We start from the raw sequence: 13208 nt of genomic DNA, 5'->3' as shown, positions 1-13208 counted from the left end.
GCGCATATCTCGGGAATACGCCGGGCGCGCCGCAAGTTACCGTTTCTGGCGCCACGACAAGTGTCAAATTGGGTTTGCTATTCGCATACCAATGATGCAAACTGTGGCCGCCGATTTAGATAACTAGACGCATACAAGAAGTGGATGGGCATGGCAACCGACTACGACGCACCCCGCAAGACCGACGACGACACAGAGTCGATCGAGGCCCTGAAGGAGCGCGTTCCAGACAAGATGTCTGGCTCAGTCGACGTTGATGACGCCGATAACCCTGGCAGTTTCGAACTCGAGGGTGGGGACCTCAGTGAGCACGACCTCGACGTGGTCGTTCTTCCCGCACAGGCCGATGAGTTCACCTGTGTGGAGTGCTTCCTCGTGAAGCACCGTTCGCAGATCGATCACGAGACCAAGCTCGGACCGATCTGCCTGGAGTGCGCGGCCTAACCAATCCCGCCGGACGCACGTTGCTTCGCCGCGGATATCGCGGCGACAACGGCGTCGGGATGCCGCGTCGACACAACCCAGTACGGAGCGCTGTCTCGTTCGTCGAGATTCTGGATCTTCACCAGCGGTGAAATCCATCCGCGGATGAGCAGCCACGTACGGGCGTCGAGCCGCACTCCACGTTCCGCCCGCGCCTCGTCGCCCTCGAACCCTTCTACGGTTCCCGCGATCGAGAGCGGAAGACTCGCCCGTCCCGCACGGAACTCGGTGTCGGTCACCTCTATCACGGGTCCGCCGAGGATGAGCAGGATGACACAGCCGGCGTACAGCACGATCGCGACGACGATCCCGGCCAGCATGCTGATGGGCAGGAAGACCAAGAGGCTCGCGGGGATTACTAGGGCTGTTGCGACGAAGAGCCAGGGCGCTGGCCACAGTCTCTCGCGGTAGTGGGTGGTCATGCTCCTATTCGATCAGACTTTCGGCCGGCCGGATGTTCTGCACTACCCTCGTGACGTGTCAGATTCCGTAGAGGTGCTCATTTCGTCCGAATCCGTGCCCGCGTACGCGCACCCCGGAGACGCCGGAGCCGACCTGACGGCGGCGGAATCGGTCGAGCTGCAGCCGGGAGAACGGTCGACCGTCGGCACGGGGGTGTCGATCGCACTTCCCGACGGCTACGTCGCGTTCGTCGTTCCGCGCAGCGGCCTGGCCTCCAAGCACGGCATCACCGTCGTGAACAGCCCGGGCACGGTCGACGCGGGGTACCGCGGCGAGATCCGGGTGACGCTGCTGAATACGGACAGTTCGGTGGCGTATTCTGTGGCGGTCGGCGACCGCATCGCGCAACTCGTCGTGATGCCGGTATCCCGAGCGAGATTTATACCGGTTCAGAAACTTCCGGGGAGCGACCGAGGCGACAAGGGCTTCGGATCCACCGGGTACAGCGCAACCAAGTCAGGAGACATCGCGTGAGCGACAACGAATTCGCAGCACAGGTAGACGACGACGCCAAGTCGGCGCCCGCCGACCGCGAGACCAACGGCCCGCTCGACGAGAGCGAGGCGAACGCGGTTCGTCCCTACGTCGACCTCGGCGGCGTCAAGATCGTCCCCCGTCCCGACCTGCAGCTGCGTCTCGAGGTCGAGGAGGGCAGCAAGCGCGTCGTCGCCGTCGGTCTCGACTACGCCGGCTCGTCGCTTCAGGTGCAGCCGTTCGCCGCCCCTCGCACGAGCGGTCTCTGGAACGAGATCCGCGCGCAGATCGTCGACCAGATCCACAAGCAGGGCGGCACGACGACGATCGCCAACGGCCCGTTCGGTCCCGAGGTGCTCGCCGAGATCCCCGTCACCACCGCGGGACAGACCGGCACCCGGCTCGCCCGGTTCGTCGGAGTCGACGGACCGCGCTGGTTCCTCCGCGGCGTCATCGCGGGCGAAGGTGCCGTCGATCCCGAGGCCGCGGCACAGATCGAAGACCTCTTCCGCAGCATCGTCGTCGTGCGCGGCAACACCCCGATGCCGCCGCGTGACCTGATTCCGCTGAACATGCCCGCGGCGACGCCGTCGGGCGACGTCACGTCCACGCCGACCGCGGGCTAGCAATGTCTCACGATCGGGGCGACTCGCCGACTCCGCCGTCGCTCGCCGACGCGCTGTCGGCCGCCGCGCAGAACTCGGGCTTCGGCAAGGTAGCTCCGGGGGAGACCCCGACGGCGGGTGCCCTGCTCGGCGCCATGGGCGGTGTGCGCGGCATCGTCGAATCCCTGCTGCCCGGGTTCGTCTTCGTCGTCGTCTACGCGATCACCCAGGAGACCCTGCCGTCGGTGCTGATCCCGGCGGCCATCGCGGTGCTCTTCGTGCTGGTGCGCCTCGTCACCCGCACCCCGGTGGTACCGGCGCTCGTCGGCCTGCTCGGAATCGCGGTCTCCGCAGCACTCGCCATCTTCTCCGGCGATGCGAAAGAGAACTTCGTGCTCGGCTTCTGGCTCAACGGTGCCTACGTGGTCGGCCTGCTGGTGTCGCTGCTGGCGCGCTGGCCCGTCATCGGCATCATCGTCGGGCTGTTGCGCGGCGAGGGCACCGCGTGGCGCGCGGACAAGGCCAAGTACCGCATCGCCTTTGTGACCACCGTTCTGTGGACGTGCATGTTCGCCGCTCGGCTCGCCGTACAGGTTCCCCTCTACTACGCCGACCAGACGCAGCTGTTGGGCGGCGCGAAGCTCATCATGGGCCTTCCGCTCTACGCCGCGACGCTGTGGGTGACCTGGCTGCTCGTGCGTGCGGTGTACGCCAAGGGCGCCGCCGCCGCATCCGGCCCCGGTGTCCACGGGTAAAAGTATCTCGACGTCGAGATATATACTGGTTCGAGATCACCCTCACGAGTGCTGAAAACCCGTGTGCCGCAGGCTTAGGCTTGCCTTGCTGGCACGCCGTCGGGCGTACCTGTGAGGATGGAGCCAGGTCAGCAAGGGAGACGACACTATGTCCGCAGTAAACAGCTTTAATTCCAAGGACACCCTCACGGTAGGTTCAACCGACTACGAGGTCTTCAGGATCGATAGCGTTGCGGGGCATGAGAAGCTCCCCTTCAGCCTCAAGGTGCTGCTCGAGAACCTGCTGCGCACCGAAGACGGTGCAAACGTCACGAAGAGCCAGATCGAGGCCCTCGGCAACTGGGTTCCCGAATCGGAGCCCGACACCGAGATCCAGTTCAGCCCGGCCCGCGTCGTTATGCAGGACTTCACCGGCGTTCCCTGCATCGTCGACCTCGCCACCATGCGCGAGGCGGTCGTCGAGCTCGGCGGCGACCCGAAGAAGATCAACCCCCTGTCTCCCGCCGAGATGGTCATCGACCACTCGGTGATCGCCGACCTCTTCGGCACCGACAACGCCCTCGAGCGCAACGTCGAACTCGAATACGAGCGCAACGGCGAGCGATACCAGTTCCTGCGCTGGGGCCAGACGGCCTTCGACGACTTCAAGGTCGTCCCGCCCGGAACCGGCATCGTGCACCAGGTGAACATCGAGTACCTCGCCCAGGTCACCTTCACCCGCACTGCGACAGACTCGGCGACCGGTTCCGAGGTGCTGCGCGCCTACCCCGACACCTGCGTCGGCACCGACTCGCACACCACCATGGTCAACGGCCTCGGTGTGCTCGGCTGGGGCGTCGGCGGCATCGAGGCCGAGGCCGCGATGCTCGGCCAGCCCGTCTCCATGCTCATCCCCAAGGTCGTCGGCTTCAAGCTCTCCGGCGCCATCCCCACCGGCGTCACCGCGACCGACGTCGTGCTGACCATCACGCAGATGCTGCGCAAGCACGGCGTCGTGGGCAAGTTCGTCGAGTTCTACGGCGAAGGGGTCGCGCAGGTCCCGCTCGCCAACCGCGCCACCATCGGCAACATGAGCCCCGAGTTCGGCTCGACCGCCGCCATGTTCCCGATCGACGACGTCACGCTCGACTACCTGCGCCTCACCGGCCGCAGCGAGGAGCAGGTCGCGCTGGTCGAGCAGTACTCCAAGCTGCAGAAGCTCTGGCACGACGCGAGCGTCGAGCCGGTCTTCAGCGAGTACATCGAACTCGACCTCGCCACCGTCGTTCCCTCCATCGCCGGTCCCAAGCGCCCGCAGGACCGCGTCGAGCTCAGCCGCTCGAAGGACCAGTTCATCCTCGACCTCGACGCCTACGCGTCGGCGGACCACTCGCTGGTCGACGAGGCGCTCGAGGGCACCTTCCCCGCCTCCGACCCGATCGGCCTCACGCCCCAGGACGAGGAGACGGCCCACGCCCACGTGCACACGAGCCACGCGCCCTCGACGGTGACCAACCCGGCACGCGTCTCGCTCGACGACGGCACCGGCTTCACGCTCGACCACGGCGCGGTCGCGATCGCCGCCATCACGTCGTGCACCAACACGTCCAACCCCTCGGTCATGCTCGCCGCAGGCCTGCTCGCCCGCAACGCGAGCAAGAAGGGCCTCAAGTCGAAGCCGTGGGTCAAGACCACGCTCGCGCCCGGCTCGAAGGTCGTCACCGACTACTACGCCAAGGCGGGGCTCACCGAGTACCTCGAAGACCTCGGCTTCTACACGGTCGGCTACGGCTGCACCACCTGCATCGGCAACTCCGGTCCGCTGCTCGACGAGATCTCCGAGGCCGTGAACCAGAACGACCTCGCCGTGACCGCCGTGCTCTCGGGCAACCGCAACTTCGAGGGACGCATCAATCCCGACGTGAAGATGAACTACCTCGCGTCGCCTCCGCTCGTCATCGCCTACGCGCTGGCCGGCTCGATGAACTTCGACTTCGAAAAGGACGCCCTCGGCACGGGCCTCGACGGCGAAGACGTCTACCTCAAGGACATCTGGCCCGACGCCGCCGAGGTGCAGACCACCATCGACACGTCGATCGACACCGACATGTTCCGCCACGAGTACTCGGCCGTTTTCGACGGCGACGAGCGCTGGCAGAACCTTCCGACGCCCGTCGGCGCCACCTTCGAGTGGGACGCGGAGTCGACCTACGTGCGCAAGCCCCCGTACTTCGATGGCATGACGATGGAACTGACCCCCGTGTCATCCATCACCGGCGCCCGCGTCCTCGCGAAGCTCGGCGACTCGGTCACGACCGACCACATCAGCCCCGCCGGCAACATCAAGGCCGACAGCCCCGCGGGCAAATACCTCGACGAGCACGGCGTCGAGCGCAAGGACTACAACTCCTACGGCTCGCGTCGCGGCAACCACGAGATCATGATCCGCGGCACGTTCGCGAACATCCGCCTCAAGAACCAGCTGCTCGACGGTGTGGAGGGCGGCTACACCCGCGACTTCACCCAGCCCGAGGGTCCGCAGTCGTTCATCTACGACGCCAGCCAGAACTACCAGGCGCAGGGCACGCCGCTCGTCATCCTCGGTGGCAAGGAGTACGGCTCGGGTTCGAGCCGCGACTGGGCCGCCAAGGGGACGTCGCTGTTGGGCGTCAAGGCCGTCATCACCGAGAGCTTCGAGCGCATCCACCGCTCGAACCTGATCGGAATGGGCGTGCTGCCGCTGCAGTTCCCGAACGGGGAGACCTGGCAGAGCCTCGGCCTCGACGGCACGGAGTCGATCTCGATCTCCGGCGTCGAAGAGCTGAACGAGGGCCGCACGCCGAAGACGCTGCACGTCGTCGCCGAACCGACCGAGAACTCGCCCGCGGGCAAGGAGACGGTCGAGTTCGACGCCGTGCTGCGCATCGACACGCCGGGTGAGGCCGACTACTACCGCAATGGCGGAATCCTTCAGTACGTTCTGAGGTCGCTGGTCTAGGCTCGCAGGATGAGTTTGCTGGAGAAGATCACAGGTCCCCGTGACCTCGATGCGTTGTCACCGGGCGAACTCGTCGATTTAGCCGCTGAGATCCGCCAGTTCCTCGTCACGGAGGTGTCGAAGACGGGCGGTCACCTCGGGCCGAACCTCGGTGTGGTCGAGCTCACGCTCGCCATCCACCGGGTGTTCGACTCCCCACGTGACGCGATCGTGTTCGACACCGGCCACCAGACCTACGTGCACAAGCTGCTGACCGGTCGCCAGGACTTCAGCAAGCTCCGTCTCGAGGGCGGGCTCGCCGGTTACCCGCAGCGTTCGGAATCCCCGCACGACATCGTCGAGAGTTCGCACGCGTCTAGCTCGCTCTCGTGGGCCGACGGCATCTCCCGGGCGTTCACCATGACCGGTCAGGCCGACCGTCACGTCGTCGCGGTGGTCGGCGACGGCTCGCTCACCGGCGGAATGACGTGGGAGGCGCTGAACAACATCAGCGACGACAACTCGCGCAACCTAGTGATCGTGGTCAACGACAACGGCCGCTCCTACGCGCCCACCATCGGCGGCATGGCGCACTTCCTCAACGACGTGCGTACCCGGAGCTCCTACCGCCAGCTGCACCGGACGAGCGAACAGCTCTTCGGCAAGTTCGGCCACCCGGGGCGTGCGCTCTACCGTGGCATCCGCGGCGGCACCCACGGCTTCCTCAGCCGCTTCACCAACAACGAGGCCCTCTACTCGAACCTCGACATCAAGTACATCGGCCCGATCCACGGCCACGACCTCGTCGCCATGCAGGCCGCGTTGCAGCAGGCGAAGAACTACGGCGCCCCCGTCATCGTGCACGCGATCACCGAGAAGGGCCGCGGCTACCAGCCCGCCCTGGCCGACACCGCCGACCAGTTCCACGCCGTCGGGCAGATCGACCCCGAGACCGGCGAGCCCATCGAGGCGACGAGCAAACCGTCGTGGACGAGTGTGTTCTCGAACGAGATCGTCGACATCGCCGCCGAGAACCCGAAGATCGTCGGCATCACCGCCGCGATGCTGCGTCCGACGGGCCTGCACAAGTTCGCCGAGCGCTTCCCCTCCCGGGTTCTCGACGTCGGCATCGCCGAGCAGCACGCCGTGACCTCGGCTGCCGGCCTCGCGTTCGGCGGGCTGCACCCCGTCGTCGCGATGTACGCGACGTTCGTCAACCGCGCCTTCGACCAGGTGCTTATGGATGTCGGCCTGCACAAGGCGGGCGTGACCTTCGTGCTCGACCGCGCGGGCGTAACCGGCCCCGACGGCCCCAGCCACCACGGCATGTGGGACCTCGCCCTGCTGCAGGTCATCCCCAACATCCGCATCGCCGCGCCACGCGACGCCGTGCGCCTGCGCGAAGAGCTGCGCGAGGCCGTGGCCGTCGACGACGGCCCGACAGTGGTGCGCTTCTCCAAGGGCGACGTGGGCACGGAGTTCGATGCCGAACGCCGCACCGCCGACGGCGTGGACGTGCTGCGCGAGTCCGACGACAAGGACGTGCTCATCATCACCGTCGGCCCGATGGCGAAGATCGGTCTGCAGGTCGCCGAGCGGCTCGCCGCGCAGGGCATCGGTGCCACCGTGATCGACCCGCGCTGGGTCGTGCCGGTTCCCGCGAGCGTCGTCGACTTCGCCGCCGAGCACCGCATCGTCGTGTCGATCGAAGACGGCGTGCGCGTCGCCGGCATCGGCACGCGCATCCGGCAGGACCTGCGCGCGGCCGGGGTCGACACCGCGGTCACCGAGCTCGGCCTGCCCGACGAGTTCCTCGACCACGGCACCCGCGATCAGATCCTCGCCCGTGTCGGCCTCACTCCGCAGGACATCGCCCGCGATCTCGTGTCGCAGGTGCTCGGCAGCAAGATCCCCATCGCCCGGCCGTTGCCGCACGAATCCGAGGTCGACGTCCGCCTGCGCCAGGAGCCGAGCTGAGTTTGGCCGCTGCAGCGGTAGCTGGGATGATTCTCTGATGCCCTCCCGCCGCGTCGTCGCCTTTCTGCTCGCCTCGGCCGCCCTGGTCGTCTTGAGCGGCTGCACGGCGGGCGCTTCGCAGCCGGATGACACGGCGACCGTCACGACGCCGCAGGCCGACATCTCCGGCGAATGGGTGGTCACCCGCACCGTGACGGCGAGCAACGACCCCACGAACGCGACCCGCGCCGTCGGTGCCACCTCTGTTCGTTACGTGCTGGTCGAGCGCGACGACTGCGGCGCCGCGCTTTGCGACGGCACCGTGTCGAGCGGCGCCACGCTCGAGGACCGCGAGGAGACCGCACTCACCCAGACCGACGGCGGCTTCGACTACGGGTTCACCGGCAGCCTCGACTGCATGAACGCCGCCACCGGGGGTGTTCTCGTGGTGGACGGTTTCGCCTACGAGCAGACCGCGTCGCTGACCCTGGGGGAGACCTCCGAGGGCGACGGCGTGACGACCGCGGCCACGCTCACGGGCACCATCACCTACTCCGACACGGTCACCGGCGCGGCGACGGAGAACGGTTGCACCCGCGACCCATTGGCCGTCGAGGTCACCTACGCTGTCGCCGCGACCCGCGCTCCGGTCGGCTGACCGACACGTTCGCTCGCGCGCTTGACTTAGAGCGCGCTCTAAGTTCTAGCCTGTAGTCATGTCGATGACCGAGGAACTGCTGTCCATCTCCGAGGTCGCCGAGGCGACGGGCCTCACCGCCCACACCCTGCGCTACTACGAGCGCGCCGGCCTCATGCTGCGCGCGGTCGACAGGGCGTCGTCCCAACACCGCAGGTACACGCAGTCCGACGTGAACTGGATCGTCTTCCTCACCAGACTGCGATCGACGTCGATGCCCATCGCGCGCATGCTCGAGTACGTCGAGCTCGTTCGCCGGGGCGACGAGACGGTCGAGGCGAGACACGACCTGCTGGTTTTGCACCGCATCTCTGTCGCGGCCCAACTGGAGACGATCACGCAGAGCCTCACGGCCATCGACTACAAGATCACCACCTACGAAACGATGAAAGCAGGACGTTCATGAAGAACATCACTCTCGGCGCACACGGACCGCAGGTCGGCCGCATCGGTCTCGGCCTCATGGGAATGAGCGCCTTCTACACGGGCAGCGGCACCGACGAGGCCGGATCGATCGCGACGATCCACCGCGCTCTCGAACTCGGCGTCACCCTGCTCGACACCGCCGAGATCTACGGCCCCTACGTCAACGAGGAACTGCTCGGCAAGGCGATCGCCGGCCGCCGGGACGAGGCCGTCATCGCCACCAAGTTCGGCACCATCCTGCACCGCGGCGACGGGGAGCGCGGTCTCGACGGCAGCGCCGAGAACGTGCGGCTCTCGATCGAGGGATCGCTGAAGCGCCTCGGCACCGACTACATCGACATCTACTACCAGCACCGGATGGACCCGGGAACACCCGTGGAGGAGACCGTCGGCGCCCTCGCCGAGTTGATCCAGGAGGGCAAGCTGCGCGGGTACGGACTGTCCGAGGCCGCGCCCGCGACCATCCGCCGCGCGCACGCCGTGCATCCGGTCACCGCACTGCAGACCGAGTACTCGCTCTGGTCCCGTGACCCGGAGGCGGAGATCCTGCCGGTCGTGCGCGAGCTCGGCATCGGCTTCGTCGCCTACTCGCCGCTCGGCCGCGGCTTCCTCACGGGGGCGATCCGCTCGCTCGACCAGCTCGACGAGAGCGACTTCCGTCGCAACAACCCGCGGTTCGAGGGAGACAACCTCGAGGCGAACATCCGCATTGTGGAGCAGGTGGATGCCGTCGCTCGCGAACTCGACGCAAAGCCCGGTCAGGTGGCGCTCGCGTGGCTTCTCGCCCAGGGTGACGACATTGTTCCGATCCCCGGCACGAAGCGCGTGAGCTACCTCGAGGAGAACGTGGCGGCGGACGCCATCGAGCTGAGCGCGGACCAGCTGGCGACGCTGGACGCGTTGACGGCCCCCGTCGGCGATCGCTACGCCGACATGTCGCCGCTCAACCGCTGACCCACCCCACGTGGAGTGAGCCTGCCGAGATCGTCCCGTCGCGAGCGAAGGGTGGATTTCGACAGGCTCACTCCGCGTCTACGGGCTACGCCACCCCGCGGATCGGCGGGGTGTGGAAGGTGCCGCCGAACACCCGCTCCGAGGCGCCGACGCGGTCGAGATACGGTGTCGCCCCGCCCATCTGGAACGGGTAGCCCGCGCCGAGAATGAGGCAGAGGTCGATGTCCTCGGCGGCCGCGACCACGTCGTCCTCGAGCATGCGGTGGATCTCGTCGGCGAGGCCGTCTTCGATCCGTGTCTGCAGCTGCTGCGCCGTCATCGGCGAGGTGCCGCCCTTGACGATGTCGAGGGCCTTCTTGTCGATGCCCTTGATCTTCCCCTTGGCGTCGCGCTCGAAGATGTGCCCGAGTTCCGCCAGGCGGTGCAGGTTGGCGCTCTCGAAGAACCGGTCGGGGAACGCGGCGTGGTGGGTGTCGAGCACGTGCGCCCCGACCTTCAGCCCGACGAGCTCGAGCAGTTCGAACGGTGTCATCGGGAGGCCGAACGGCTTGGTCGACTGTTCGACGACCTCGAACGGCGTGCCGGTGTCGACGGCGTGCATAGCCTCGCCGAGCACCTTGGCGAGGATGCGGTTCACCACGAACCCCGGAGTGTTCTTCGTGATGACGGCGTTCTTGCGCAGCTTGGCGGCGGTCACCATGGCGGTCGAGAGCGACTCGTCGTTGGTCGCGGGGGTCTTCACGACCTCGATGAGCGGCATCACCGCGACGGGGTTGAAGAAGTGGAACCCGACGAGGCGCTCCGGATGCGCCAGCTTGGCGCCGATCTGCTCCACAGAGAGCGACGAGGTGTTGGTCGCGAGAATGGCCTCGGGGGAGACGTATTTCTCGATCTCCTCGAACACGTCCTGCTTCGCCGCGAGTTCCTCGAAGATGGCCTCGATCACCCAGTCGCAGTCGGCGAAGTCCGCCTTGTCGGTGGTCCCGGTGACGAGCGCCTTGAGCCGGTTGGACTCGTCGGGGGAGATGCGGCCCTTGGCGAGCAGCGCGTCGATCTCCGAGCGGATGCCCGCGACGCCCTTGTCGACCCGGCCCTGGTCGAGGTCGGTGATCACCACGGGAACCTGCAGGCGGCGCACGAACAGCAGGGCGAACTGGCTCGCCATGAGCCCGGCGCCGATGATGCCGACCTTCGTCACCTTGCGGGCGATCGCCTTGTCCGGCGCGCCGGCCGGCTTCTTCGCGCGCTTCTGCACGAGGTTGAACGCGTAGATGCTGGCCTGGAACTGGTCGCCGCTGATGAGCTCGGCGAGCGCCTCGTCTTCGGCGCGGAACCCCGTGTGCTTGTCGGTGTTCTTCGCCGCCTTGAGCAGTTCGAGGGCCTTGTACGGCGACTGCGCGACCTCGCCGATGCGGCTCTTGAGCATCTTCTCGGCGATGCCGATCGCGATGTCCCACTTGACGGCGCGCTCGAGTTTGCCCGGTTCGTTCGGGCGCTTCACCCTGATGCGTCCCGAGATCACCCCGTCGGCCCATGCGATGGAGTCTTCGAGGAAGGTCGCCGGGTTGAAGATCGCGTCGGCGATGCCGAGGTCGAAGGCCTCCTGGCCCTTGAGGGTGCGGTTGTTCTTCAGCGGGTTCTCGACGACGACCTTGAGGGCGTTCTCGATGCCGATGAGGTTGGGGAGAAGCCACGCGCCTCCCCAGCCGGGGATGATGCCGAGGAAGACCTCGGGGAGTGCGAGGGCCGGCATCGAGCGGTCGATCGTGCGGTAGTCGGCGTTGAGGGGGATCTCGACACCGCCGCCGAGGGCTAGACCGTTGATGAAGACGAAGCTCGGTACGCCGAGTTCGCTCAGCTTGCCGAGGGTCCAGTGGCCGAGCTGCGCAAGTTGCTTGGCGACCGCGCGGCTGGGGATGTCGCTGACCTTCGACAGGTCGGCTCCCGCGGCGAGGATGAACGGCTTGCCGGTGACGGCGACGCCGGCGATCTCGCCACGCGACGCGCGCGCCCGCTGCTCGTCGAGCACGCCCGCGAGCTCGAGCAGCGTGACCGGCCCGAGGGTGTTCGGGCGGGTGTGGTCGCGTCCGTTGTCGAGGGTGATGAGGGCGAGGGTCTTGCCGCCGGAGAGGGGGACGTCGCGCACGTAGGAGTGCGTGACGACCTCGTCGCCGGAGATCGCCTTCAGGTCGTCGAAGTCGGCGGCGGTGAATTCGTAGGCCATTACTTCTTGCCCTTCTTGCCCGTGTAGTGCGGGTTCTCCCAGATGACGCTGCCGCCCTGGCCGAGTCCGACACACATGGCGGTGAGGCCGTAGCGCACGTCGGGTCGTTCGGCGAACTGTGCCGCGAGCTGGATCATCAGGCGGACGCCGGATGACGCGAGGGGATGCCCGATGGCGATGGCGCCACCCCACTGGTTGACCCTCGGGTCTTCGTCGTCGATGCCGAAGTGGTCCAGCAGCGAGAGAACCTGCACGGCGAAGGCCTCGTTCAGTTCGAACAGGCCGATGTCGTCGATGGTGAGCCCGGCCTTACGGAGGGCCTTCTCGGTCGACGGGACCGGACCGATGCCCATGATCTCCGGCTCCACACCGGCGAACGCGAAGCTCACCATGCGCATCTTGGCGGTGAGGCCCAGCTCTTTCGCGGCGTCCGCGCTCGCCATGATGCTCACGGTCGCGCCGTCGTTAAGACCGGACGAGTTGCCGGCGGTTACGCGGCCGTGCGGACGGAACGGCGTCTTGAGGGCGGCAAGGCCCTCCATCGTGGTCTCGGGACGCAGCGTCTCGTCGCGGGTCGCGAGCCCCCAGCCCGTCTCGTTGCGGGTGGCGATGGGGATGAGATCGGGCTGCATCTTGCCGTTCTCGTAGGCGGCGAACGCCTTCTGCTGACTGCGCATCGCGAAGCGGTCGGAACGCTCTTTGGTGAGTTGCGGGAACCGGTCGTGGATGCGCTCCGCGGTGTTTCCCATGTTGAGGGCGTCGGCGCTCACGAGCTTCTCCGACAGGAACCGGGGGTTGGGATCGGCGTCGAACCCCATGGGGTGACGGCCCATGTGCTCGACCCCGCCCGCGATGCCCACGTCGTAGGCGCCGAAAGCGATGGCGCCGGCGATGGTCGTCACGCTGGTCATGGCGCCAGCACACATGCGGTCGATCGCGTAGCCGGGGACCGTCTTGGGTAGGCCGGCCAGGAGGGCCGCGGTGCGTCCGAGGGTGAGGCCCTGGTCGCCGGTCTGTGTCGTCGCTGCGATGGCGACGTCGTCGACGCGCTCGGGGGGAAGTGTGGGGTTTCTCTCCATCAGCCCGATCATGGCTTTCACCACCAGATCGTCTGCACGGGTCTGCCAGTACATTCCCTTTTCACCAGCTCGGCCGAACGGGGTACGGACCCCGTCGACGAACACAACTTCAGCTTTCTCGGCCACTTTGCCTCCAA

General features: G+C 67.0%; 12 protein-coding genes. 9 read left to right on the top strand and 3 right to left on the bottom strand.

The genetic code is table 11. The annotated features are described in order from the left end of the window. Positions 1 to 150: 150 nt before the first annotated feature. Positions 151 to 444, top strand: a complete 294-nt coding sequence (locus tag IEV96_RS04640) for a DUF4193 domain-containing protein (protein WP_184235691.1) — start codon at positions 151 to 153, stop codon at positions 442 to 444. On the opposite strand, the gene IEV96_RS04635 is transcribed toward IEV96_RS04640, so the two are convergent. Continuing rightward, positions 441 to 905 carry a DUF3093 domain-containing protein gene (locus tag IEV96_RS04635; protein ID WP_188509505.1) on the bottom strand — a complete coding sequence of 155 codons (465 nt, stop codon included), beginning with the start codon at positions 903 to 905 and terminating at the stop codon, positions 441 to 443. The genes IEV96_RS04640 and IEV96_RS04635 overlap by 4 nt on opposite strands. 55 nt (positions 906 to 960) lie before the next feature. Between IEV96_RS04635 and dut the strand changes: the two genes are divergently transcribed. From dut to IEV96_RS04595, 8 genes are all read left to right on the top strand, one after another. Beyond that, positions 961 to 1419, top strand: coding sequence for a dUTP diphosphatase (dut, locus tag IEV96_RS04630; protein WP_188509504.1), 459 nt, complete (start codon positions 961 to 963; stop codon positions 1417 to 1419). Continuing rightward, positions 1416 to 2045, top strand: a complete 630-nt coding sequence (locus IEV96_RS04625) for a DUF3710 domain-containing protein (RefSeq protein WP_188509503.1) — start codon at positions 1416 to 1418, stop codon at positions 2043 to 2045. The genes dut and IEV96_RS04625 overlap by 4 nt, the downstream gene beginning before the upstream one ends. Before the next feature lie 2 nt (positions 2046 to 2047). Further along, entirely contained in the window at positions 2048 to 2779 is a 732-nt protein-coding gene (locus IEV96_RS04620; protein WP_188509502.1) for a DUF3159 domain-containing protein, read from the top strand. 148 nt (positions 2780 to 2927) lie between these two features. Beyond that, positions 2928 to 5756, top strand: coding sequence for an aconitate hydratase AcnA (gene acnA / locus IEV96_RS04615; RefSeq protein ID WP_188509501.1), 2829 nt, complete (start codon positions 2928 to 2930; stop codon positions 5754 to 5756). A gap of 9 nt (positions 5757 to 5765) precedes the next feature. Then, complete coding sequence (dxs, locus tag IEV96_RS04610) at positions 5766 to 7712, top strand: 1-deoxy-D-xylulose-5-phosphate synthase (RefSeq protein ID WP_188509500.1); 1947 nt, start codon at positions 5766 to 5768, stop codon at positions 7710 to 7712. A 37-nt stretch (positions 7713 to 7749) separates the two neighbouring features. Beyond that, positions 7750 to 8349 (top strand): hypothetical protein, encoded by a 600-nt coding sequence (locus IEV96_RS04605; RefSeq protein WP_188509499.1) that lies wholly within the window; start codon positions 7750 to 7752, stop codon positions 8347 to 8349. Between the two features lie 58 nt (positions 8350 to 8407). Then, positions 8408 to 8794, top strand: a complete 387-nt coding sequence (locus IEV96_RS04600; RefSeq protein WP_188509498.1) for a MerR family transcriptional regulator — start codon at positions 8408 to 8410, stop codon at positions 8792 to 8794. Next, positions 8791 to 9768, top strand: a complete 978-nt coding sequence (locus IEV96_RS04595) for an aldo/keto reductase (RefSeq protein ID WP_188509497.1) — start codon at positions 8791 to 8793, stop codon at positions 9766 to 9768. Before IEV96_RS04600 ends, IEV96_RS04595 begins: the two co-directional genes overlap by 4 nt. 85 nt (positions 9769 to 9853) lie before the next feature. Here IEV96_RS04595 and IEV96_RS04590 read toward each other — a convergent pair whose 3' ends face one another. Continuing rightward, on the bottom strand, positions 9854 to 11992 hold the full coding sequence (locus IEV96_RS04590) for a 3-hydroxyacyl-CoA dehydrogenase NAD-binding domain-containing protein (RefSeq protein ID WP_188509496.1): 2139 nt from the start codon (positions 11990 to 11992) through the stop codon (positions 9854 to 9856). Beyond that, complete coding sequence (locus IEV96_RS04585; protein ID WP_188509495.1) at positions 11992 to 13197, bottom strand: thiolase family protein; 1206 nt, start codon at positions 13195 to 13197, stop codon at positions 11992 to 11994. Before IEV96_RS04585 ends, IEV96_RS04590 begins: the two co-directional genes overlap by 1 nt. Between the last annotated feature and the right edge of the window lie 11 nt (positions 13198 to 13208).

The organism is Conyzicola nivalis, from assembly GCF_014639655.1.
Taxonomy (GTDB): Bacteria; Actinomycetota; Actinomycetes; order Actinomycetales; family Microbacteriaceae; genus Conyzicola; species Conyzicola nivalis.
Note: the sequence above shows the minus strand (reverse complement) of the source record. Positions and strands in the feature narration are given on the sequence as shown.